We start from the raw sequence: 24314 nt of genomic DNA, 5'->3' as shown, positions 1-24314 counted from the left end.
AGGGCGAGTCGTGAAGGTGCGAGTGGATGCAGACCGCTGCCAGGGGCACACACTGTGCGCAATGATCGCGCCGGACATGTTCGAGCTCAGCGAAGTCGACGGTAGCTCTTCGGCCATCGCCGAAGTCGTGCCGACCGATCAAGAAGCGCGCGTGCGGGAAGCCGCACAGTCGTGTCCGGAGCAGGCCATCATTCTTGAGGAGGTCGCGGGAGACTCGGCGCCGCAGCCCGACCGCGAACAAACGATGCAGTAGAGCGCCGATCCGCGAAATACGCTCACTACGACCGACTTCGAGCCTAGGGGAAACCGATGGCCGCACCATCCGCCGTTCAGCGCACGGCACCCGCCGAACACATCGCCGTTCGTTGTGTCGACTCCGACGTGCATCCAGTTCCCAGGAGCGGTGAACTGACGCAATACATCCCGGAACCATGGCGCAGCAAGTACTTCCTCAGCCGCCCCGTCGGCGAGCAGATCTACTACGATGCCCCAGATTACGCACACGCCCGCGCAATGCGGGTGGACACGTTCCCGGCTGACGGGGAGTTCGCCGGCAGCGACCCCGACCTGGCGTTCAGGCAACTGATCCTGGAAGCCGGCGTCGACATCGCGATACTCGAACCGATCCACGGCAGTTGCCGGCTCACCGAGGCAACCGCCGCGATCTGCCATGCCCACAACACCTGGCAAGCCAACCACTGGCTCGACAGCCACAACAACTGGCATCAGCGGTGGCGCGGGTCGATCTGCCTCGCGATCGAAGAACCCGAAGAATGCGTCCGCGAGATCGAACGCTGGGCCGGACACCCCTACATGGCCCAGATTCTCATCAACGCCGAACCTCGGCCGTCCTGGGGGCATCCGAAGTACGACCCGATCTGGGCCGCGGCAACCAAACACGACATCACGGTCAGCTGTCACCTGGGCCGTGGCAACCACGAGGAACTCCCGATGCCGCCGGTCGGCGTGCCCAGCTACAACCACGACTTCATGGTCACCTACTCACTACTGGCCGCCAACCAGGTGATGAGCCTGATCTTCGACGGCGTGTTCGACCGCTTCCCGACGTTACGTGTTGTCTTCATCGAACACGCCTTCACGTGGATCCTGCCGCTGATGTGGCGCATGGACGCCGTCTACGAGGCGCGCAAATCGCGGGTTGAAATAAAGCGCAAGCCATCGGAATACGTTAAGGACCACATCAAGTTCACCACCCAGCCGCTGGACTACCCCGACGACAAAACGGAACTGCTACGCGCATTCGAATGGATGGAGTGCGACAAGATCCTGCTCTACAGCTCGGACTACCCGCACTGGACCTTCGATGACCCACGCTGGCTCGTCAAGCACCTGCCCGAACACGCCCGCGAGAACGTGATGTTCCGTAATGGAATCGCGACTTTTCACCTGCCCGAAACCGTCCCGGCGCTCGAGGGTCAGGTGCGCGTCATATGACGACTACTCCTTCTCCGTAAATAGTCGACTCGGTCGTTGCTTTTGGGTTAAGTAGTTAAACCGCAAGACGTGAGGAGATCTGTGGTTCAGATGGAGGCCCGGCCGGTCGACCCTCGACCCCTGCCGGCGCCCGACGACGTCAGCGGCTTCTTTTGGAACGCTGCTGCGGAGCATCGGCTGGTGCTACAACGCTGCGCTTCCTGCTCGAACCTGCAGTATCCCCCCGAAGTGTGCTGCCAGCGTTGTCAGGCGGAGGAGTTCGAGCCGGCCGAAATGACCGGACGAGGCGTCATCTACTCCTACGCGGTGGTGGATCGGCCGCTGCACGCTGGATTCGTCGATGCGCTTCCCTATGTCGTCGCGCTCGTGGAGCTCGCTGAACAACCCGGGCTGCGGATACTGACAAACCTCGTCGATGTCCCGGAGGGGACGGAGGTTCGTTGCGGCATGCCCGTCGAGGTGACCTATGAGGACCGGGGCTCAATCACACTGCCGCAGTTCAGATTGTCCGGAGCGCGCCGGTGACGTCATTGACTCGGCCAGTGGCCATCGCCGGCGTCGGCTACTCGGATCTGAGCCGGAAAGGCGAGCCTCAGCCCAACTCACTCGCGATCGCCGCGGCCAAGGCGGCATTGTCGGACGCCGGGCTTCCCGCAACCGAAGTGGACGGCATATTCGAGTATAAGTTCGGCCCGGAATCACCTGGGGCCCAGGACATGGCGCGCTTGCTCGGCATACCCGATTTAGCTGCCTTCGCCGACATAATGGCCTCGAACCCATCCGGGCTGGGCGGCGTCCTCGCCGGCGTCATGGCCGTCGCGTCCGGTGCGTGCGAGACCGTCCTCGTCTTTCGATGCCTCACCCGTACCGCCGGCCATCAGGGTGGTGTGGCCAGCGGACCTGACCAGATCACCGGGCGCGACCAATTCCTCACTCCCTATGGTTATCTCGGTGGAATTCTCGTAAATCTCGCGCTGAAGAAGCGCCGTTGGATGGATGAGCACGGCCGGCCCGAGGAGGATTTCGGCCGCATCGCCGTCAACGCGCGACGGTGGTCAGCGCTCAACCCCCGCGCAGTGCTGCGGGAAACGATGACGATGGAGGACTATCTGTCGTCGCGCATGGTCGTCGACCCCCTTCGAGTGCTCGATTGCGACTATCCGGTGAACGGCGCCGTGGCCACCCTGATCACCACTGCCGAACGTGCGAAAAATCTGCGGCAGCCCGCCGTCCTGGTCGAGGCGATGAGCTATGCCACGGGCCGGGGTGCGGATTGGGTGTTCGACGTTGACTTCCTCTACGGAGGCATGTTTGAGTGCGCCGAGCGCCTGTGGCAGCGCTCGGCGCTGACCCTGAATGACGTGGACGTGGCTCAGGTGTACGACGGTTTCACACCGGTGACCGTCGCCTGGCTGGAGGCACTCGGTGCGTGCGGCCGGGGTGAGTTCGGCGACTGGGTCGGTGATGGCAGCCGACTCGGACCGGGCGGAGACTTCCCGCTCAACACCGCGGGTGGACAGCTCGCGGAGGGCCGACTTCACGGAATCGGCTTCCTGAACGAGGCCGTCCTTCAGCTGCGAGGCCAGGCCGAGCGCCGCCAGGTTGCCGGTGCCCGGGTCGCCCTTGTTGCCAGTGGCGTGTATCCACAATGTGGCGCGATGGTGTTGACTGCATCATGACCGAACGCCCCAATGCGCAGACACACGACGTCGACACCCCGATGCTTGTAGACAGCCGCGATGCCGTCTGGCGTGCACTGCCCCGGCGTAACACCCGAAAGGTCTCACACCTCCTCGCCGACGACCTTCGGCGCCAGATCCTCAGCGGCCAACTCGCCGCAGATCAGCAACTCCCACCCGAACCAGAACTAACCGCTGCGCTGCAAGTCTCGCGCGAAACCCTGCGTGAGGCCCTGCGAATTCTTGAGTCTCAGCAGCTCCTCAAGATCAAACGGGGCCGGGGTGGCGGCGCAGTCGTCCGGCGACCGGGGTTGGATGCTGTCGCTCGGTATGTGGCGCTGCTGCTACAGCTGCGAAAGACAACGCTGGCTCACCTTGAAGAGGTGCGCTCGGTCGTCGAACCACCGGCCGCCGAACTCCTCGCCACGAACACAGGTTTCGACGACATCGAAACCCTCGTCGAACTCCACGATGCCGAGCGGGCCGCCACGGACCCGCTGTCGTTCGTGACCGCGATGTCGGCGTTCGACCAGGCTGTTATCGAACTCTCCGGCAACCAGACTCTGGCGGTCATCGCTGGCGTGTTCCGCGATATTCACGCCGGGCAAGTCTATTCGTCGATCGGGAGCAACGACTCGGTAGCCGCCGAGCAGTTCGCACGTCGGGTGATCGTCAGCCACAGCGCGTTCCTTGATGCCGCGCGTCGGCACGATGGTTCCCTGGCTCAAAACACCTGGAGCGATTACCTTTTCACGACCAATCGCATGCTGGTGAGCAGAAACATCAGCCGCCAGCCGATCGACGTGGCGCCGCTCTGGCGCGCCCGAGCCCAGGACAGCCGCGGATCTGCGCCGCGTCGGGCCTCGGTCGTGGCGACAGAGATCCGGGCTCGCATCGCGGAGGGCCGCCTCGGCGAGGGCGATCGCCTACCACCGCTGCCCGAACTGGCCAGCGAGTTCGACGTCTCGCGACCGACCCTGCGAGAGGCTCTCCGCATCTTGGAGATGGAGTTCTTGCTAGACCTGCGCACCGGTGACCGATCAGGGGCTGCTATCCGCACTCCCTCGACCCGCGTTGCCGCCCAACTGGCTGGCATCGTGCTGGAAGCGCGTAGCACCACCCTCGCCGATTTCTACCGCGCACTTCGGCTCATCGAGCCGTCGATCATGGGCCTGGTCGCTTCGCGGATCGGCGCCAAGCAGCTTAACGCGCTGAATGCGGTGAACACCGAGCTCGCCGAATGTTGCGATGATACTGGGCGTTTCGTCGCGACGTACCGAGAGGCGGAAATGGTCGCCTTCTCTGCGGTCAAGAACCCCGCCCTGACCGTGATCTCCGAAATCCTGCACTGGGTCCGGGTTGCCATCGAGCCGGGTGTCACCGCCGACGTCACGGGCATACCGGGGGTAACTCGAACCAACCGGCGCGCCCAACGCCTCTTCGCCCAGTTCGTCGACGCCGCGGCAGAGCACGATCCCGCCCGCGCCACGGCGGTCTGGGCGCAGGCCCTTGAGGCCAACGCCCCGTGGGCCGAGGAGTCGGAGTTCAGCCGACGACTGGTGCTCGACCTGATGGGATGACTCACGCGTCTCGCATCATGGCGAAGCGCGTCCGAAGTTAAGGAGAACGATGAACGTCGACGATCTGATCCTGGTGAGCGTGGACGATCATGTGATCGAGCCGGCCCATATGTTCAAGGGACGGGTGGCAAAGAAATACGAGGACAAAGCCCCGCGTTTTGTCCGCCGCGATGACGGCACGATGGCCTGGGTTTACGAGGGCCAGGAGATCCTCAACCCGGCGCTCAATGCCGTAGCGGGACGCCCCCCCAACGAGTTTGGCATGGAGCCCACCAGCATCGAGGAGATCCGGTTGGGTTGCTATGACATCGACGCCCGGGTCAAGGACATGAACGCCAACGGTGTACTCGGTTCCATGTGCTTCCCGTCCTTCCCGCGGTTCTGCGGCCAACTGTTCATGGACACCGCCGATAAGGATCAGGCCGCGGAGATGGTGCGCGCTTACAACGACTGGCACATCGAGGACTGGGCTGGGACGCACCTAGGGCGAATTATTCCTTTGGGCTTACCGATGATGTGGGACCCTCAGCGCACCGCCACCGAGGTACGGCGCCTCGCCGCAAAGGGGTGCCATGCCGTGACCTTCTCCTCCAGCCCCTACGACTTGGGACTGCCCAGCATCTACGACGAACACTGGGATCCGTTCTGGGAGGCCTGCGCCGAAGAAGGCACCGTCGTGTGTATTCATCTCGGGTCGAATTCAGCGCCGCCGATGACCTCGCCCGACGCTCCCATTGAACTCATTTACACACTGTCGCCGATCGGATTGTTCTCCGCCGCAGCCGATCTACTATGGAGCCGGGTTTTCCAGAAGTTTCCGTCGTTGCGGGTGGCTTTGTCGGAAGGCGGTACGGGCTGGCTGCCGTACTTCTGCGAGCGGGTGGACTACATCTACAAGCACACCCAACACTGGAGCGGAATGGATCTCGGTGATCAACTGCCGTCTGAGGTCTTCAAAGAACATGTGATCTGCTGCTTCATCGATGATTTGGTGGGCATCGAAACGCGACATCATCTGAACATCGACAACATCACCTGGGAGTGTGACTACCCACACTCGGACACCACGTGGCCACACGCTCCGGAGATCCTGATGAAGTCGTTCGTCGATGTTCCAGACGACGAAATCAACAAGATCACCCACCTCAATGCGATGCGGCACTTCCGCTTCGACGCGTTCGCGCACATCCCGCGTGAAGAGGCCACAGTGGGTGCGCTACGCGCTCATGTCGGCGACTGGGACATCAGCGTGAAATCGGTGAAGGAACTTCGACCCGCCATGGCCTCTTCCGAGCGGGCGTTCTAGATGCAGCTACGCGACAAAGTCGTTGTCATCACCGGTGCGGGTAGTGGAATTGGTGAGGCGTGTGCGCACCGGTTCGCCAGCCAGGGTGCGAAAGTCGTTGTCACCGACCAGAACACCGAGGGAGTCGACCGAGTTTGTTCGGCGGTCGATACCGTCGGGCTGGCGTGTGATATCACCGCCGAGGACAACGTCCGCGCCGTCGCCGAACTGGCACGCCAAACCTATGGCGAGATCGACATCTGGTTCAGCAACGCGGGCTTCACCGGCACAGCTCAGCACGGCACCATTCCCGACGACGAACTGTGGGAGCTCAGCTGGCGGCTGCACGTGATGTCTCATGTGTTTGCCGTCCGCGAAGTGCTGCCGTCGATGCTCGAACGTGGCGACGGCTATCTGCTGCAGACCGCGTCAATCGTCGCATTGGCCCTGCACCCCGACAAGCCGGCGTACTCAGTGAGCAAGAAAGCGGCGCTGGGATTTTCGGAGTGGCTGGCCGCCACGTATCGCCCCAAGGGGATCAAAGTCTCGTGCTTCTGTCCCGGTCCGATGCTCACGCCCATGCTGCTGGCCGACGGGATACCCGCCGACCACCCCATGCTGCAGGGGGCCGCAACCCCGGCGCAGGTCGCGGACCGCTTGGCCGATGCGATCGCAGCCGAGCGCTTTCTCATCCTGGACTCGACACTCGGTCAGGATCTGTTGACCGCCAAGGCAACCGACTACGAACAATGGATCACATCGATGGAGCAGGAATAGGAACACATGATCGACAAATTTATCCAGATCGTCTTCTCAAATCCGTTGGAGGGCAGGGACGACGAGTTCAACGAGTGGTACGACAACGTTCACATTCCCGACTTGCTCGCCATCCCCGGCATGGTGTCGGCGCAGCGCTACGATCTGAAAGAGGCCGAGATCTACCACATGGAGGGCTCAGTCGCGCCCGAGCATCGGTACGCCATCATCTACGAGATGGAGGGTGACGTCGATGCGATCCTAGGCAAAATCCAGGAGGGCGTGGCCGCCGGAAAGATCAATATGGCTGACTGCCTTGACATGTCAAGTTGGCGACTGTCGTTCTGGAGCCCCCGCGGCGCCAAGGCCACCGGAGTGCAATCTTGAGCAGCACGGTGGATGTTCAGCGTCTCAGCCGGTGGCTCGACAGCCAACACGTCGTCGGAGAAGGTGAACTGGCGGAGCTGTCGCAACTGGCTGGTGGGTCGCAGAACGCGCTCTACGTGATCCAGCGCGGCGGGAGCCGGATGGTCATGCGGATGCCGGGTGAACGCGCCGACGATAAGCGACTCAACGAACTGCGGCGCGAGATCCGGTTGGTACGCGCCTTGGCGGGCACAGACGTACCGCACGCGGAGTTGATCGCCGCCGACGAGTCGGGCGAGGTCTTCGGCAAGCCGTTCTACGTGATGGCCGAGGTCGACGGGTGGAGCCCGATGGATGGTGGGTGGGCACCGCCGTTCGACACCGATCTCGAGGCGCGGCGGGGTCTGGCGTTCCAGTTGATCGAGGGTGCCGCGAAGCTGGCCCGGGTGGACTGGCGCGGACAAGGCCTCGAGGGCTTCGGGCGGCCCGAGGGTTTCCACGACCGCCAGGTGGACCGTTGGCTGTCATTCCTGAAGGGTTTCCAGGTCCGGGATTTGCCCGGATTGGACGTGGCCACCGAATGGCTACAGGCCAACCGGCCCGAGCACTTCACCCCGGGCATCATGCACGGCGACTATCAGTTCGCGAACGTGATGTACGCCCACGGGTCGCCGGCTCGGCTCGCAGCGCTGGTCGATTGGGAGATGACGACTATCGGTGATCCGCTACTGGATCTCGCCTGGGCGGTGCTCGGATACGACGGCGACGAGCCGAAGACAGACTTTTATCTGCCGATGGAGGGTATGCCGCCCCGCAGTGATCTGTTGGAACACTACGAGAAGATCAGTGGCCTCCCAACTGACAACCTCGACTACTACCTGGTGCTGGCCAACTTCAAGATCGGCGTAGTGCTGGAACGCACCTACGCGCGGAACGTGGCGTCCCCCGACGGGGACCGCGAGGTTGCCGAGGCGTTCGGGACGATGGTTCTGCAGTCGATCGCCACTGCCGCCGACATGGCCCGGTCTCTGGCGGGCAGCGTCGGCTGATGCCCGGCGGGCGAAAACCATGGCGATGACCTTCGGCTACCTCTACGACTTTCGGAATCCCGCCCCGTGGCGTCGCCCGTCGGCCGATGTCTATCACGAAACACTCGACGTGGTCGCATTGAGCGAGACCGTCGGCTTCAGAGGTGCGTGGGTACCCGAGCATCACGGCGCAGACGACGGATACCTGCCGACCCCGAACCTGATACTGGCCGCAATGGCCGCGCGGACGTCGACTCTACGCATCGGTGCGGCGGTCGCGATCGCCCCGCTCTACCACCCGGTTCGCTTCGCCGAGGAATGCGCTGTCCTCGACATCCTGTCCAATGGCCGGCTCGAGACAGGACTCGCCATCGGGTACCGGCCCACGAGTACGAGATGTACGGGGAGAATTTCAGCCACCGTGGCAGCCGCTTCGACGAGTTTCTGACCATCGTTCGCGCACTGTGGGCGGGCGAAACGGTGAGCTTCACCGGGCAGCACTACACGGTGAAAGACGCCCGAATTACGCCCGCACCACCGCGCGGACGGATCCCGCTCTACATCGGCGGATTCACCGACCGGGCGCTCGAGCGCGTGGCCATTCATGCCGACGGTTACCTCGGAAACGAAGAGTTCTGTGATTCCTATTTCGACAAACTACGACTGCATGGAAAGGATCCGGCCACCGCGGCTATCCGCATCCCGGGATTGTTCCTGACGGTCGCTGACGATCCCGGCGAGGCTCTCGAAGAACTTGCTCCTTACTATCACCACGTGTTCGCCACCTACGGCGCGTGGATGAACGAGGACAATGCGATCGGCATCGAAAGTCCCGCGACACAACCGATGGATCTGGATGCCTTCAAATCGAGCGGCATCCTCCAGATCATGACGCCGGAGCAGGCCGTCAGCTACTTCACGGCGATGCAGGAACGGATACCGGTCGAGCATTTCATGATGATGCGGCCGCCTGGATTGCCCGCGCAGCGCTTTGTCGAGTACGCGCAGCTTTTCGCGGAAAAGGTGATCCCCGCTTTGCCCTAGTAGCCGCCCAGCGCACTCTTGTTGTACGTAAACGTCGAGAAGGCGCGTCAACAACCGTACGCTCGGCGCTGTAGGGGGTGATTGGGAGATGAAGCGACTCAATGGCATGGACGCGATGCTGTTGTACAGCGAGACGCCGAATCTGCACACCCACACGCTCAAGGTGGCAATCATCCATGCCGCCGACTATCCGGGCGAGTTCACCTTCGACGTGTTCCGCAGGACCGTGGCCCGTCGGCTGCACCTGCTCGATCCGCTGCGCTACCGGCTGATCGACATCCCGTGGAAGCTGCACCATCCCATGTGGATCGAGGACTGCCCCGTCGACCTCGACTACCACCTGCGCCGTGTCCAGGTGCCCGCTCCCGGCGGCCGTCGCGAACTCGACGAGGTGATCGGCCGGATCGCCAGCACGCCGCTGGACCGCACTCGTCCGTTGTGGGAGTTCCATTTCGCCGAGGGCATGGCCGACGACCGCTTCGCGCTCATCGGCAAGGTGCACCACACCCTGGCTGACGGCGTGGCCTCGGCGAATCTGCTCGCCCGGCTCATGGACCTGACCGGCTCGAAGGCTGACGAGAATGACGACTACGCCGTCTGTGAAGAGCCGACGACGACCGAACTGCTGGCGGCGGCGGGTCGCGATCACGTCGCACACGTCGCGGCGCTGCCCGGACTGGCGCGCGACGCAGCCAAGGGATTCACCCGGCTGTGGCGGCGCAAGAAGGAGCGCACCGACAATCCCGACCTGGCGAAGATGTTTCACACACCACCGACGTTCCTCAACCATGTGGTCTCTCCGACGCGGACCTTCGCCACCGCGTCGCTGTCGTTGGCCGAGGTCAAGGAGACCGCCAAGGCACTGGGCGTCACGTTCAACGACGTCGTCCTGGCCACTGCCGCGGGCGGCCTGCGAGAACTGCTCTTGCGGTATGACGGACGCGCGGACCGTCCGCTGATCGCGTCGGTGCCGGTCAGCACGGACCTGTCACCGGATCGCGTCACCGGCAACGAGATCGGCGGGCTGTCGGTGTCATTGCCCATCCACGTCGACGATCCGATCGAGCGGGTGCGGCTGACCTCGCTGTCGACTGGCCGCGCGAAGGAGGACTACGAACTCCTCGGACCAAAGCTGCAGGGACAGCTGATGGAGTACCTGCCGCCTCCGGTGACCCCGGCAATGCTTCGATGGCAGTCGAAGCGCGCCGCCCACAACCGGCTGATGAACGTCGCGGTGTCCAGCGTTCCCGGCCCGCGCGAGCGTGGCCACATCGGCGGCGCGCCGGTCAGTGAGATCTACTCCATCGGGGTGCTCTCGGCGGGCAGCGCGTTCAACATGACGGTATGGAGTTACGTCGACCAGGTGGACATCTCGATCCTGTCCGACGACGAGACCTTCAACGACATCCACGAGGCCACCGACGCGATGATCCATGGGCTGAACGAGATCCGCGCGGCCGCTGGGTTGCCGCCGCTGAGCACCGTCGACACTGCGATGGCGCCTGCCCCCGCGCTGGGCTAGGAGTTGCGTAGTTCGTTGCGCAGGATCTTGCCGGTACTGCCACGGGGCAGTTCGTCGAGCACCGTGATCTCGCGCGGCACTTTGTAATTGGCGAGGTTCTCGCGCACGTGTTGTTTGAGGGTGTCCGGTGTCGCCGACGCGCCCGGCTCGAGCACGACGAACGCGACCAGTCGCTGGCCGTACTGCTCGTCGTCGACGCCGAGCACCGTGGCCTCGGCCACCTCCTGGTGCGCGGCCAATGTCTTCTCGACCTCGATGGGGTAGACGTTCTCGCCGCCCGAGACGATCATCTCGTCGTCTCGGCCGACCACGAACAGCCGGCCGGCCGCATCGAGGTAGCCCACATCCCCCGACGCCATGAACCCCTCGTGGAAGTCCTTGGTGGTGCCCGAGGTGTACCCGTCGAAGAGTGTGCCGCTGCGCACGAAGATCTGCCCGGTCTCACCGGTGGGCACCTCGTTCGACGACTCGTCGAGGATCCGGATCTCGGTGCCGTCAGCGGGTTTTCCCGCGGTGTCGGGTGCGGCGCGCAGATCCTCGGGCGTCGCGGTGGCGATCATGCCCGCCTCGGTGGCGTTGTAGTTGTTGTAGATCACGTCGCCGAATTGGTCCATGAACTTGGTGACGACGTCGGGGCGCATGCGGGACCCCGATGCGGTGGCGAAGCGTAATGACCTACCGCTGTATCGGTTGCGCACGTCGTCGGGCATATCCATGATGCGGTCGAACATGACGGGCACCACTGCCAGGCCCGTCGCGCTGTAGCGATCAATCAGGTCCAGCGTCGCTTCGGGGTCGAACTTGCGCCGCGTGATGATCGGACAGGCCAGCAATGCTGCGAACAACAGCTGCGAGAACCCCCATGCGTGGAACATCGGCGCGACGATGACGATGGGTTCCTCCGCGCGCCAGGGGGTCCGGTCCAGCACCGCCTTCAGATCGCCGGCGCCACCGCTGCCCGCAGAACGCTTGGCGCCCTTGGGTGTTCCCGTCGTGCCCGACGTGAGCAGAATGATGTCGCTCTTACGCTCGCTGGGCCCGGGCCGCTGACCGGCATGACGGTCGATCAGCTTGTCCACGGTCAGCTCGACGTCGGTGCGATCGGTCCAACCCAGGATGCGGGTGGTTTCTGGCCTGCCCTCGAGCGCCCGGCTCACAATCTCTGTGAACTCTTCGTCGTAGATGACGACATCGGCGCCCTCACGTTCGACGACCTCGGCGAGTGCGGGACCGGCGAACGACGTGTTGAGGAGCAGGACGTCGGAGCCGATGCGGTCGGCTCCCACGAGCGACTCGATGAAACCCCGGTGGTTACGGCACATCACGGCAACGGTTTTAGGAGCCGCGCCGGCGGCATCGGGACCGAGTGCCGCTCCTCCCAACTGCTGCAGCGCCGCGGCGAGGGCATCGCAGCGGTCGTCGATCTGCTTCCAGGTGAGGGTGCCGCGCTCGTCGATCAGACCGGGCCGGTCGGGACACCGCTGCGCGGCCGTCGCGAAGCCCGATGTGGCGGTCATGCCGACCCGGCGTACCGCCGCACCCATCCGTAGATACCGGTCGGGGCGCATCGGGGCTATCAGCCGTGCGCGCCAGAGCGTTCGAAGGAGTCCCAGAGTGTCTGCCACGATCCGTCAGCCAAGCACAGGGAAGCGGCGTTCGTTGCCGAGTTCGTCGAGCGCCTTCTGCATCACAGCCCGGACGTGGAGATCGACCATCTCGATATCGGGGTCCTCGCCGAACTCGGCGGCGATGTCGATGGGGTCGAGGACCCGGGTGACGATCTTGGACGGCAACGGCAGGTTCGGCGGGAAGAACACCGACACCCCGAACGGGAATCCCACGCTGATCGGAAGAATCTCCGCCCGCAGCCGATGGAGGCCGAGCCGCCGGGCGATCGAGTCGCCGCGGACGAGGAACAGCTGCGTCTCCTGCGCGCCGATCGAAACCATCGGCACGATCGGCACTCCGGTGTCAATCGCCGTCCTGACGTATCCCTTGCGGCCGTTGAAGTCGACGACATTCTCGGTGAACGTCGGGCGGTACGAATCGTAGTCGCCGCCGGGGAACACGAGCACGAGGGCACCGTCGCGAAGTGCCTGGGCGGCGTTCTCCCGATTGGCTTCGATGACGCCGGCACGATGCAACAGGTCGCCGACGGGGCCGAAGAAGATCGCGTCGTGGCCGAGGGTGTAGACCGGACGGTCGAAGCCGAACTTCTTGTAGAACTCCGGCGCAAACACCAGGACGTCGGGGGTGAACATGCCACCGGAGTGATTGGAGACGACCAGTGCGCCGCCCGCCGAGGGGATCCGATCCAGATCGCGCACCTCGGCGCGGAAGTAACGCTTGATGAGAGGACCGACGCGGTCGACGATCTGCCGGGTGAACCCGGGATCCCATTTGGAGACCTTCTTGTCCGCCGCGTCGCTCATGATGTGTTTGTTCCCAACTTTGTGCCCCGTTACCCAGGGCACATCGAGTAGTAGTACTCTCCGAAAAAGAGAATAACATATCCGCAGGTAGGAGACATATGTCGGACACCGTGCTCGTAACCGGAGGCTTCGGCCTCGTCGGCTCCGCGACCGTGCGGCGGCTGGCGGCTACGGGGCGGCACGTGGTGGTAGCCGACCTGGAGACACCCGCCAACGTCAAGGCCGCGCACAAGCTCCCGGCAGGCGTCGAAACGCGGTGGACCGATCTCACCGACACCGAACAGGTGCAGCGACTGGTCTCCGAATCCGCCCCGTCCGCGATCATCCACCTCGCCGCGATCATCGCCCCCGCGATCTACCGCATTCCCAAGGTGGCGCGGCGGGTCAATGTCGACGCGACGGCGACCCTGGTCGGCATCGCCGAGGCGCAACCGAATCCGCCCAGGTTCGTCCACGCGTCCAGCAATGCGGTGTTCGGCCCCCGCAATCCGCATCTCACTCCCCTGCCGCTGACGAGCGACGACCCGATGCGACCCGTCGACATCTACAGCGGGACCAAGGCAGAGGCCGAGGAGATCGTCCGGTCGTCGAGCCTGGAGTGGGTGGTGCTGCGATTCGGCGGCGTGCTGAGCGCCGATCTCACGGCGCTGCCGCTCAGCGCCGACGCGATGTTGTTCGCGAGCGCACTGCCGAGCGACAACAGGGTGCAGACCGTCGACGTCCGCGATGTCGCATGGGCATGTGCGGCGGCGACCACCGCGGATGCCGCGGGCGAAATCCTCCTGATCGCCGGTGATGAGTCCCACCGCCGCTGCTATGGCGACCTGGCGCCGGCACTTGTCGAGGCGTTGGGCATGGCGGGTGCGATTCCCCAGGGAAGGCCCGGCAACCCTGCCAGCGAGACCGACTGGTTCGTGACCGACTGGATGGACACCACGCGCGCGCAGGAAGCGCTGCAATTCCAGCACTACTCGTGGTCCGAGATGATGGCCGAGCTCACGGACACGTTCGGGTGGAAGCGATACCCGGCGCGCCTGATCGTGCCGGTCGTCCGGGCGGTGATGACGCGCCGGAGCGCTTACTGGAAAGCTCCGGGTATCTACGCCGATCCGTGGGGCGTCATTCGCGCCGAATTGGGCGATCCGTCGTGGGATCCGCCGAACGGACCGCGCTGACCGCATAGGGTCGCGCCGTGGACAGTTTTCAAGGGCGCGCTGCAGTCATCACCGGAGGGGCGAGCGGAATCGGCTTCGCCACCGCACACGAATTCGCGCGTCGCGGCGCCCGTCTCATGCTGGCCGACATCAATGAAGCCGGTCTGCAGGAGGCGGTGTCGGCGCTGCGCGACGACGGGTTCGACGCGCACGGCGTGGTCTGCGACACCCGCAAGCTCGACGACGTCGTCCACCTCGCCGACGAGGCGTTCCGAGTCTTCGGCACCGTGCATATCGTCTTCAACAATGCGGGCATCGCGTATGCGGGGTCGATCGCAGAGACCAGCCACGACGACTGGCGCTTCGTGATCGACGTCGACCTGTGGGGACCCATCCACGGTGTCGAGGCGTTTCTGCCGCGCATGATCGCGCAGGCCGAGGACAGCCACATCGTCTTCACATCGTCGTTCGCCGGTCTCATCCCCAATGTGGGACTCGGGCCGTACTGCGTCGCCAAGTACGGCGTCGTGGCTCTGGCGGAGACACTCTCACGGGAGGTGCGGGCCAACGGGATCGGAGTTTCGGTGCTCTGCCCGATGATCGTTGCCACCGATTTGATGTCCAACAGCGAGCGGGTGCGGAGCGCGGACTACGGTCCTGCGTCGACGTCCGGGCCTCCGCAGGAGCTGCCGTCCGCGTCGACCGATCCGGAGGTTCGCGCCGAGGACGTCGCGCGGCTGACGGCCGACGCGATTCTTGCCAACCGCGTCTACGTCATCCCGCATCAGGCGTCGCGCCCCTCGATCCAGCGCAGATTCGAGCGCATCGACCGCGCCTTCGATGATCAGATCGCTGAGGGCTGGACGCACTAGGTGCTTAGCGGGTTGATCCTTTGCACCAGGTGCGTGCGATCAACCCGGTAGTGCCACACGACCGCACCGGCCCTAGCCCGGACCAAGCTGGTAATCGCCAGTCTGCGGGTGGTGATACCAGCCGCTCGCGGCGTGCGTGCCACCGTCGACGTGGATGGTCTGGCCGGTGATATAGCTCGACAGCTCGGATGCGAGAAAGACTGCGGCCCCGGCCATCTCATCGACATGGCCGGGCCGGTTCATCGGAATGCCGGGAGCATCGCTGTCCTGCATGCTGCCGCCGGACAACGCGATGATGCCTTCGGTCAGTGTCAGATCGGGGGCCAAGGCATTGACGCGGATATTGTGGGTCGCCAGCTCGAGGGCCGCGGTCTTGGTGTAGTTGATGACGCCGGCTTTCGCCGCCGCGTACGCCGCATAGCCCGGTGCCGCACGGGCGCCCTCGATCGACGTGACGTTGATGACGCTGCCGGGGATGCCGACCGCCACCAGACGCCGCGCCACCCGTTGCGTGCACAGCAGCACATGGCGAAGGTTGCTCTTGTACAGCGCATCCCAGCCGTTCTCTGTGGTGTCCAGGAGCGGCGACTTGAACACTCCGCCGGCGTTGTTCACCAGAATCGAGACCTCGCCGAGGTTGTCGACGGTGCGCTGCAGTGCCGCATCGACCTGCCCGCTGTCTCTCACGTCGACGACGATGCCCAGTGCACCAAGACTTTCCGCGGTCGAGGCGCAGGTCTCGGCGTCGCGTTCCCAGATGGCGACCTTGGCGCCGAACGCCGCCAATCCTTCGGCGACGCCCCTGCCGATGCCGGCGCCCCCACCTGTCACCACCGCGACTCGGCCGGTGAGCAGGATGTCCGACGGTTCGATGGCCACCGTTCGAGGCTAGCCCGTCTTGGCCTTGCTGGGCCCCATCGCCGGGGCATGTCCGATCACGCCCTGCGCTTCGAGGTCGGCGATCGCCTCGTTGGTGAGTCCCAGCTCGGACAGGAGTTCGTGATTGTGCTGGCCGAGTAGCGGAGCCGGTGCGGTGTGGACGCGCTCCGGGCCGCGCGACAACGTGAAGGGCAGGGTGCTGTGCGGCGTTCGGGCGTTGACCGGATGCCCGACGTCCTCGAAGAAGCCGCGGGCCGCCAGTTGCGCAATCTCGGTCTGGCGGTGCGGTTGCATTACCTTGGCCACCGGCACACCGCGTTCCCACAGCGTGTCGACGATGTCGTCACCGGTGCGGCCGGCGCACCATTTCGCGATGTGCTCGTCGATGTCGTCGTGACGGGCGCGCCTGCCCGCCGAGGTGCTCAAGTCCGGGTCCGCTGCCCAGTCGTGACGGCCGACGGCTTCGCAGAGACCCGCCCATTGCTCGTCGGTCTCCGCCGCGACGGCAACCCAGCAGTCGGCACGCCCGAACTCGTCGATCTCGTTGGTGCGGTACAGGTTCTGCGGTGCCGCGGTCGGTCCGCGGTTGCCGTCGCGGTTCAGCAGTGCACCGTAGGCGGAGAACTCGATGGGTTGTTCGGCGGCCACGCTCAGCGCGGCGTCGACCATCGCGGCCTCGACGAGCATTCCTTGCCCGGTGCGCCGCCGGTGCTCGAGCGCCACGAGCAAGGCGTTGAGAGCATGGATGCCGGCGTTCGGATCGCCGACAGAATAAGGCTCGTAAGGGTTGCGGTCGGGATATCCGGTCAGCCAGCTGATTCCCGATGCCGCTTCGATCACGTAGGCGAAGGCGGGGTTGTCGCGCCACGGACCGTCCAGCCCGAATCCGGGCATCCGCAACATCACGGCGTCGGGCCGAATGGCCTGCACGGCAGCAAAATCCAGGCCGATCTGATCGATCACGCGGGGCGTGAAGTTCTCGACGATCACATCGCAGGTGGCGATGAGGCGATTGAGTAAATCCCGACCTGCTGCGCTCTGCAGGTCGAGCGTCAACCCCTTCTTGTTCGTGTTGAGCCCGGAGAAGATCGGCGACTTCTCCCACCATTGGTCCTCGGTGACGGGGATGCCTGCGATGAGCCGGGTGCCGTCCGGACGCCGGGTCGACTCCACGTGGATGACTTCGGCGCCGAGCATCGCGAGGATGTGTGTGCACGACGGACCCGCCCAGAACGTCGTCATATCGAGCACGCGCAGCCCCTCGAACGGGAGACCCGCCGAAGGCTCCTGGCGACGACCCGGAACATCATCGCGCGAGCGGTAGTGCTCGGTGTGTTCACCCAGCCGCGGCGCGGGTTCCGGCGCGCGAAGCACCATCGGCGACGTCCGGTAGGGATGACCGGGCTGGGAGAAGCCATCGCGGGGGTTGACCACGAAGGAGCCGCGCTCGACGAAGTGATCGAGGCCGGTGACGTTGGCCCCGTTGGCAACCGGGGCGTTCGGTATCCGGAACGCGGTGGCCAGGTCCCTGATCTCGTCGACGGTCTGACTCTCGACCCACGCGTACAGCTCATCGGACTTCTCGTTGGCCTGCTCGGTGATCGACAGCGGCGAGTCCTCGTCGATCCAGTCCTGATGCCCCGTCATCGCGCACAGGTCGAACCATTGCTGCGCGGTGCCGCACCCGATGTCGATGAGACCGTCCTTGGCCCGGGCGATCCCGGGCACCGTCAACCGCCTGGCGTCGCGCCATGGCCTGCCGAGCATCTCGTAGTAGGCCACCGGGTAATAGGTCAGGCCGAGGATCTGGGTCTCCAGCATCGACAGGTCGACCAGTTCCGCGCCGCCCCGCAGTCGCGACGCCAGCGTCGCGGCGCTCGCGTAGGCACCCGCCAGGTACTCGCCGACCTGCCCGCCGACGTACACGGGTGCGCGGTCGGCCGAGCCGCGACCGAGGCCGACGATACCGCCGGACCACGCCTGCAGCGTGAACTCCGTTGCGGGACGGTCAGACCACGGTCCGTCGAGACCGAACGGGGTGATCGAGGTGACCGTCAGGTGCGGGTGGGCGGACAAGATCGCGGCGGGCGTGAGCACGGAGTGTTCAGCGACCGAGGACCCGCGCGACCACACGACCGCGTCGGCGCCGTCCAGCAAAGCGTTGACATAGTCGATATCGGCATCAACGTCGGTGACCACGCTGTGCTTCGAGCACGCCAGAAAACTGAACAACGCACCGTCGTCACCCGGTGCGATCTCGGCACCGGAGGCCGACCATCGGCGCAGTGGATCACCCTCGGGCGGCTCGACTTTGACAACCGTGGCGCCGGCCTCGGCGAGCAGTTTGGTGCAGTAGGCACCCGCGATGCCGACGGACAGGTCGATGACGGTATAGCCGTTCAGCGGCCCCACAGGTGTTACGTGTCCTTCTTGCGGTTCGACTTGCTCAGCCGGAAGTCCGGCGGGAATTTGCTGTCGTTGTCGTTGACCGCGGCGGCCAGCCCGCTGTCGATTGACTCCATCATGTCGAGATCGTCCGAATCGTCGTTGGCGACACCGCTACCCATGGATTCGAAGAACGCCGACAGCAGGCTGCCCATGTACTCGCCCTGGTGCTGCTTGTAGACCTCGAAGAAGATCTTCTGTTGGAACACGGTGTCGACGGGCCGGTTTCGGGCGCACGCGCGCGCATACTTGTCGACCTCAGCCTCGAGCTGATCCCGCGCCACCACCTTGTTGAGGAAGTTGCAGTCGTACATCTCGGCGGCGGTGAACGGGCGCCCGGTGAAGACCATCTCCTGGAACTTGCGCAGACCCATCATCTGGATCCACGTCCACATGCGCGGTCCCCAGCCGTAGTAGCGGAACGAGGGGTGCCCGAAAAGGGCGTCATCGGAGGAGATCACCAGATCCGCGTCGGCGCATTGGTAGAAATGCCAGCCGTAGCAGTAGCCCTTGGCCTCGACGATGCTGATTTTCTTCAGCTCCTGCAGCGGCCGATTGCCCGCCTGCACGTTCGCGTACCACGCGCTGATTGTCGCCCCGCTGCGGAACGTTCCCGACGGCGGATAGTTCACCTCGCCGACTCCGTCGTCCTCCAGCCGCAGCTCGGCCAGTCGCAGGTCGGTGTTGTCGTACCCCTCCATGAACTCCGGAAGGTCGGCACCGCTTCCGAGGTTGTCACCGACGCCGCGGATCACGACGACCTTGACATCGTTGTCGACGGTCGCCGCGCGCAGCAGATCCGCGTACCGCAGCCGTGCCATCGATGTCGGTGCGTTGAGGTACTCGGGACGATTGAAGGTGATCGTCGCGATCTTGGTCTTCGGGTCCTTGTCGTAGAGGATGAGCTCTTCTGGGGATGGTCGACTGCCGTTCTCAGACATGGGTTCTCCTTCAGCTGATTCCGGCAGCGGCCTGCGCCGGCGAGGGGCTGGCCGTGAGCACTTCGGCTCCGGTGTCGGTGATGAGTACGGCGTCGCGACGGAAGACCGCCCCGACGCCCCGTTCCCACACGTAGGCGGTGACGGCGAGCACGGTGCCCGGCTCGAGCCGTTCGTCAGCCGAGGTCTGCGGCAGGTCGGGCGAGATCACCGGTGGGTCGAAGCCGAGGCCGAGACCGTGTGCCACGGGTATCGGCGGCAGTGCCTCACCCGCGGCATCGTAGGCCGCAAGCAGACCGCCGGCCGAAGCGCCGGGTCGGCACGCGTCGATCAGCCTCTCCCACAGCTCATTCGACCGACCGAAGAGCGCATCGGCGCCGCGAACGTCACCGACGGGCCATGTCCTGCCGACCTCACCCACGTAACCGTCGGCAAGCGCGCCGGCGGCGAAGGCCACCAGGTCCCCCTCGGCGATCCTGCGGTCGCGCCGACCGACGCGCCACGAGTGCTCGGGCGATGTGATCCACGCGCCGTCTTGGGTCGCCGAGGTGCTGTATCCGCCCGCGGTCATCGCCTCCATGAGGACGCCGTTGAGTGCCTGTTCGGTGGTGCCCACCGCGAGCGCCGATACCGCCGCCGCCAGCCCGCGCCCGGCGACGCCGAGAGCGCCTCGCAGGACCCGGATCTCGTCGGGCGTCTTGATCCGCCGGGCGGCCTTCATCGCAACCTCGGCATCAAGGAGTTCCGCGTTGGGGAACGCAAGCGGCAGCAGCTGCGCGAACGACGGCGACATGGCGTCGGTTCCGACGCGTCGCGCCGTCGCCGCGCCGTCGATGCCCTTGAGCACGTCGACGATGGTCATGGGGTTCCAGGCCAGTCCGTAGAGATGGTCGTGGCCGATCTCCTCGGGAATGCCTTCATCCCACGTGCTGTTGAGGTGGATTTCACCTGTGGCGCGCACCAGCACGCAGATCGGCGCGAAGGGACGGGTGCCCGCCACCCAGAGTTGCGGCGCACCCGTCACGTAACGGACATTGGCCTGGCGCCCCAGTACCAGAACGTCGAGATCGTGGGCGTCCATCGCAGCGATGGCGCGCTCACGCCGGCCCGTGCGCAGGGCGAGGTCGTCGGGGACGATTTCTTCAGCCATGGGTCAACTCGGTCCGTAGGGTGCGTAGGGGTAATCGGTGATGGACTGGTAGCCACCCTCGGTGATGATCACGATCTCCTCAGCGCGGTAGCCGCCGGTGCCGTCCTCCCACACGACGGGCTCGAGCACGAGCAGCATGCCAGCCGGGAACACAAAGTTGTCGTCGAACTGCTCGCCGAGATCCGTTCCGATCATCGGCATTTCGGCGGCGTTGGTGCCGATGCCGTGGCCCAGGTAGAAGTGCGGCAGCCACGGCTTGGTGCCGCCGTTGGCCGCAATGGCCGCGCGTGCCAGGTCACCGCCCGTCGCGCCGGCCTTCGTCACGGCGAGCACGGCGTCGAGAATCGACCGCCACTTTGCGAAGTTCGCGTTCTGCTCGGGCGTAGGGTCCTGCCCCACCACCCAGGTGCGGCCCCAATCGGAGCAGTACCCCTCGAACGTGATGCTGATATCGGTCCACAGCACGTCGCCCTTGGCCAACGGCTTCTCGGTGGGCAGCAGCGGCAGCGCCAGGTCGCCGGTGGTCGTCCAGACCGCACCGCTGCTACGGGTAGTCGGCATCACCTGCCAGATGCCTTCGATCATGTTCGTCGTGGCGCCAAGCTCGAAGGCGCGCCGCACGAATCGCGCCGAGAGGTCCATCTGGCTCACGCCCGGGGCGACCAACGGTTGGACATCGAGCAGAGCCTGCTCAGTGATGCGGCAGGCCCTTCTGACGGCGGCGATCTGATCCACGGTCTTGACCAGCTTGGCAGGACCCACGACGAGCGCGGCATCTGTTGGCGGCCCGGCGGGGAACAGCCGTTCAGCGGCTCGTCGCATGGCCCCGGTGAGCTCGTCAACCGCGACGGAGGCACCCGTCGGGACCAGGCCCGCGAGCACCTTCGCGAAATGGTCGACGCCCTCGTCGAATTCGAGGTACAGCGGACCGTGGATGTGGTCCGCGGGAATCTCGGTGTCGAACGCGCTGCCCTCGGCGAACGGCATGTACAGGTGCGGATGCTCATCGTCGGCGAGCACGATCGCGACCGGGCGCTCGACATGGGACAGCCCTGCGTCGAGCAGAGGCCAACTCGCGCCGGTGGCGTAAACGACGTTGCCGTTGCCGAGTAATACGAGCGCGTCGACGCCCTTCTCCCGCATGGAATCGCGCAGGCGGGCACCGCATTCGCGGTACATTCTGGCGCGATCCGGCAGATCTGGAATGTCGAGCAGAGCCAGACCCGCTGACGACGGAGACGACACGGCTGTCACGAGATACCCAGGAACTTCTTGATGTTGGTGGACACGATCTTCACCGCGGCCTCAGGGCCTACCGCGTCGACGACCGCGGCCAACGACTTCTCGCTGTAGCCGAAGGTGCTCTCGTTGTGTGGGTAGTCCGACGACCACATCACGTTGTCGACTCCGATGCGGTCGATGAGCTGGAGGCCGAGCGGATCGACCATGAACGAGGCACACATGTGGTTGTCCCAGTAGTGGCGGACGTCGTGTTGCAGTTCGTGGTTGAACATGTGCCGGTAGGAAGCCAGCATGTGCTCGGCGTCTTGCAGTGCGGTTGGCACCCAGGCGATCCCACCCTCGAACCAGCCGATCTTCAGTGACGGATGCCGGTCGAGGATTCCGGAGAACACGTACTTGGCGAATTGTTCGCGGAAGGAGTCGACGTTGACCATCATGCCCACCACGACACTGTTGTTCTGGCACGGCGTCTTGGGTGGCGTCTCCCCGATGTGGTGGCTGACTGGGACGCCGGAAGCCTCGATCTCGTCCCACACCGCATCCATGTCGGTGCTGCCGTAGTCGTAGATGTTGCCCTCGTCGTCCTTGCCGGGATTCAGCGGCAGCAGGAATGTCTTGAGCCCAAGGGCTTTCAGTTCCTCGAGGGTGCTTTTGGTGCCCTTGGGATCCCACCAGTTGATCAATCCGACGCCGTAGAAGTGACCGTTGGATCGCTCCTGCAGGTCGGCGATGTGTTCGTTGTAGATCCGAAACACGCGCTCCCGCAGCGACTTGTCGGGGTAGTGGAACAACGCCAGTACCGCGTTCGGGAAGGCCAGCTCCGTGTCGATGCCGTCCTCTTTGAGCTCACGGATTCGCGCTTCGATGTTGTTGGAGGCGGCACCGGCGAGATCGTCGTACTGCATGAGCACGCGGCCGAAGTCGCCGCCCGTCCAGGCCTTGCCCTTCATGCCGACCATGTACGCGCCGTCCTCGTACCAGATGCGCGGCGCGGCGCCCTTCAGTTCCTCGGGGAATCGCTCGTAGAAAATGTCGTCGGCGACCGAGATGTGGTTGTCCGCCGAAAAGATCTCGGTCCCCCCGGGAAGCCCAGTGAGCCCGCCCTCCGAGGCGTGCCCCTGGCGGTTCTTGGGGGCGCCGAATCCCTCCGGCGGATAAAGGGTAATTGGGGGGTGGGCGGGCGGTGGCACTGTTGGGGTTGACATCGTCGGTACTCCAATCGGGCTGTCGGATAAGGCTGTTGGTGACTACCAGGTCACCGGAAGTTCGTAAACGCCATAGGCGAGGCGGTCGTGCTTGAAGGGCACCTCGTCGAACGGAATCGCCAGCTTGAGCGTAGGGATACGGCGCAGCAGGGTGTGGAAGACGATCTGCAGTTCGGCGCGGGCGAGCTGCTGACCAACGCACTGATGCCGGCCGTAGCCGAAACCGAGTTGCTGACCGGCATCGCGGGTGAAGTCCAGCTTCTCCGGTTCCGGGTAGGCGCTCGCGTCCCAGTTCGCCGGCGCGAGATCGATGATGATGCCCTCGCCCGCACGGATGGTCTCTCCGGCGATCTCGATGTCCTCGATCGCCACCCGGCGCTGCCCGTTCTGGATGATCGACAGGTAACGCATCAGCTCTTCGGCGGCATTCGCGATGAACTTCGGATCGTCGGAATCGCGAAGCAGTGCAGCCTGTTCGGGGTTCTCCAGCAGGGCGAGCACGCCGATACCGATCATGTTCGCCGTCGTCTCGTGACCGGCGATCAGCAGGCCGGTGCCCAACTGGGCGGCCTCCTTCACGCTGATCTCGCCCGCGGTCACCCGTTCGGCCAGGTCGGAGACCGCGTCCTCGGACGGGTTCTCCATCTTCTTCTCGACCAGATCGATGAGGTACTTGTGGAGGCTCATCGCCCCCTTCTGGCCTTCTTCCGCGGACGCGTAGCGGGCCAACCCGACGTTGGCGTGGTGCTGGAAGAACTCGTGGTCCTCGTAGGGGACGCCGAGCATCTCGCTGATGACCTTCGTCGGCACCGGCAGCGCGAGTTTGGCCACGATGTCGGCGGGTTGCGGGCCCCCAAGGACGTCGTCGATGCACTCGTCGGTGACTTCCTGGATGGTGGCACGCAGGGCCTCGACACGCTTGAATGTGAACGGCTTCGACAGCATCCGGCGGAATCGGGTGTGCTCCTCGGCGTCGGAGGTGAACACCGACCGCGGCCGCTTGTTCACCGTCGACAGCATGTGCTCGTTCCAGTGCGGGAACCCCTCACGCCGGTCGTCCACGCTGACGCGAGAATCCGAGAACAGCGCCCGCGCCACCTCGTGGCCGGTGACCAGCCACGGCGTGGTGCCGTTCCAGATCCGCACCCGCGACAGCGGCTTGGCCTCACCCATCTCGAGCATCGGCAGCGGCGGCGCGAACGGGCAGCGGGCGGCCCTTTCCATCGGGTACTCGGGGACGTCGGCCGAAACGTGTTCTGTGGCAAGGGTGTCTGACATGAAT

At 64.9% G+C, this 24314-nt stretch carries 21 protein-coding genes and 1 pseudogene; 13 read left to right on the top strand and 9 right to left on the bottom strand.

Annotated elements, in window-relative coordinates:
- Positions 1 to 10 precede the first annotated feature (10 nt).
- The 11 genes and pseudogenes from BST47_RS11335 (at position 11) to BST47_RS11285 (ending at position 10715) form a co-directional block, all read left to right on the top strand.
- Positions 11 to 253 (top strand): ferredoxin, encoded by a 243-nt coding sequence (locus BST47_RS11335; protein WP_083125644.1) that lies wholly within the window; start codon positions 11 to 13, stop codon positions 251 to 253.
- 56 nt (positions 254 to 309) lie between these two features.
- Positions 310 to 1455, top strand: a complete 1146-nt coding sequence (locus BST47_RS11330; RefSeq protein WP_083125643.1) for an amidohydrolase family protein — start codon at positions 310 to 312, stop codon at positions 1453 to 1455.
- A gap of 90 nt (positions 1456 to 1545) precedes the next feature.
- Entirely contained in the window at positions 1546 to 1980 is a 435-nt protein-coding gene (locus BST47_RS11325) for a Zn-ribbon domain-containing OB-fold protein (RefSeq protein WP_083125642.1), read from the top strand.
- Positions 1977 to 3134, top strand: a complete 1158-nt coding sequence (locus BST47_RS11320) for a thiolase C-terminal domain-containing protein (protein WP_083125641.1) — start codon at positions 1977 to 1979, stop codon at positions 3132 to 3134. The genes BST47_RS11325 and BST47_RS11320 overlap by 4 nt, the downstream gene beginning before the upstream one ends.
- Positions 3131 to 4714 (top strand): FadR/GntR family transcriptional regulator, encoded by a 1584-nt coding sequence (locus tag BST47_RS11315; protein ID WP_083125640.1) that lies wholly within the window; start codon positions 3131 to 3133, stop codon positions 4712 to 4714. Before BST47_RS11320 ends, BST47_RS11315 begins: the two co-directional genes overlap by 4 nt.
- 49 nt (positions 4715 to 4763) lie before the next feature.
- The gene (locus BST47_RS11310) at positions 4764 to 6020 is read left to right on the top strand and encodes an amidohydrolase family protein (protein ID WP_083125639.1); all 1257 of its coding nucleotides are present in this window, start codon (positions 4764 to 4766) and stop codon (positions 6018 to 6020) included.
- Positions 6021 to 6776, top strand: coding sequence for an SDR family NAD(P)-dependent oxidoreductase (locus BST47_RS11305; RefSeq protein ID WP_083125638.1), 756 nt, complete (start codon positions 6021 to 6023; stop codon positions 6774 to 6776).
- Between the two features lie 6 nt (positions 6777 to 6782).
- Positions 6783 to 7142 (top strand): DUF4286 family protein, encoded by a 360-nt coding sequence (locus BST47_RS11300; protein ID WP_083125637.1) that lies wholly within the window; start codon positions 6783 to 6785, stop codon positions 7140 to 7142.
- A complete protein-coding gene (locus tag BST47_RS11295) occupies positions 7136 to 8170 on the top strand; it encodes a phosphotransferase family protein (protein ID WP_420094035.1) in 1035 nt (344 codons plus the stop codon). The genes BST47_RS11300 and BST47_RS11295 overlap by 7 nt, the downstream gene beginning before the upstream one ends.
- Before the next feature lie 19 nt (positions 8171 to 8189).
- A pseudogene (locus tag BST47_RS31620) lies at positions 8190 to 9193 on the top strand (LLM class flavin-dependent oxidoreductase).
- Positions 9194 to 9281: 88 nt separating this feature from the next.
- A complete protein-coding gene (locus tag BST47_RS11285; protein WP_083125635.1) occupies positions 9282 to 10715 on the top strand; it encodes a WS/DGAT/MGAT family O-acyltransferase in 1434 nt (477 codons plus the stop codon).
- Here BST47_RS11285 and fadD12 read toward each other — a convergent pair.
- Positions 10712 to 12283 (bottom strand): acyl-CoA ligase FadD12, encoded by a 1572-nt coding sequence (gene fadD12 / locus BST47_RS11280; RefSeq protein ID WP_234809679.1) that lies wholly within the window; start codon positions 12281 to 12283, stop codon positions 10712 to 10714. The genes BST47_RS11285 and fadD12 overlap by 4 nt on opposite strands.
- Positions 12284 to 12346: 63 nt before the next feature.
- Positions 12347 to 13147 (bottom strand): lysophospholipid acyltransferase family protein, encoded by an 801-nt coding sequence (locus tag BST47_RS11275; RefSeq protein WP_083125634.1) that lies wholly within the window; start codon positions 13145 to 13147, stop codon positions 12347 to 12349.
- Positions 13148 to 13245: 98 nt separating this feature from the next.
- On the opposite strand from BST47_RS11275, the gene BST47_RS11270 reads away from it, so the two are divergent.
- Entirely contained in the window at positions 13246 to 14322 is a 1077-nt protein-coding gene (locus BST47_RS11270; RefSeq protein ID WP_083125633.1) for an NAD-dependent epimerase/dehydratase family protein, read from the top strand.
- 17 nt (positions 14323 to 14339) lie between these two features.
- Positions 14340 to 15173: an SDR family NAD(P)-dependent oxidoreductase gene (locus tag BST47_RS11265; RefSeq protein WP_083125632.1), complete on the top strand. Its 834-nt coding sequence runs from the start codon at positions 14340 to 14342 to the stop codon at positions 15171 to 15173.
- A gap of 72 nt (positions 15174 to 15245) precedes the next feature.
- Here the strand turns inward: BST47_RS11265 and BST47_RS11260 are convergent, their stop codons facing one another.
- The 7 genes from BST47_RS11260 to BST47_RS11230 all read right to left on the bottom strand — a co-directional run bounded on the left by BST47_RS11260 (position 15246) and on the right by BST47_RS11230 (position 24310).
- The gene (locus tag BST47_RS11260) at positions 15246 to 16052 is read right to left on the bottom strand and encodes an SDR family NAD(P)-dependent oxidoreductase (RefSeq protein WP_083125631.1); all 807 of its coding nucleotides are present in this window, start codon (positions 16050 to 16052) and stop codon (positions 15246 to 15248) included.
- Positions 16053 to 16061: 9 nt separating this feature from the next.
- On the bottom strand, positions 16062 to 18464 hold the full coding sequence (locus tag BST47_RS11255; protein WP_083125630.1) for a CaiB/BaiF CoA-transferase family protein: 2403 nt from the start codon (positions 18462 to 18464) through the stop codon (positions 16062 to 16064).
- A gap of 5 nt (positions 18465 to 18469) precedes the next feature.
- Positions 18470 to 19438 carry an enoyl-CoA hydratase/isomerase family protein gene (locus BST47_RS11250; RefSeq protein WP_083125629.1) on the bottom strand — a complete coding sequence of 323 codons (969 nt, stop codon included), beginning with the start codon at positions 19436 to 19438 and terminating at the stop codon, positions 18470 to 18472.
- A 10-nt stretch (positions 19439 to 19448) separates the two neighbouring features.
- Positions 19449 to 20585: a M24 family metallopeptidase gene (locus BST47_RS11245; protein ID WP_083125628.1), complete on the bottom strand. Its 1137-nt coding sequence runs from the start codon at positions 20583 to 20585 to the stop codon at positions 19449 to 19451.
- A gap of 3 nt (positions 20586 to 20588) precedes the next feature.
- Positions 20589 to 21764 carry a M24 family metallopeptidase gene (locus BST47_RS11240; protein WP_420094034.1) on the bottom strand — a complete coding sequence of 392 codons (1176 nt, stop codon included), beginning with the start codon at positions 21762 to 21764 and terminating at the stop codon, positions 20589 to 20591.
- Between the two features lie 71 nt (positions 21765 to 21835).
- Positions 21836 to 23032, bottom strand: a complete 1197-nt coding sequence (locus BST47_RS11235; protein WP_083125627.1) for an amidohydrolase family protein — start codon at positions 23030 to 23032, stop codon at positions 21836 to 21838.
- Between the two features lie 42 nt (positions 23033 to 23074).
- Complete coding sequence (locus BST47_RS11230) at positions 23075 to 24310, bottom strand: cytochrome P450 (RefSeq protein ID WP_083125626.1); 1236 nt, start codon at positions 24308 to 24310, stop codon at positions 23075 to 23077.
- Positions 24311 to 24314 lie beyond the last annotated feature (4 nt).

Source organism: Mycolicibacterium tusciae, from assembly GCF_002086795.1.
Classification (GTDB): Bacteria; Actinomycetota; Actinomycetes; order Mycobacteriales; family Mycobacteriaceae; genus Mycobacterium; species Mycobacterium tusciae.
This window is presented reverse-complemented; position numbering and strand designations above follow the sequence as displayed.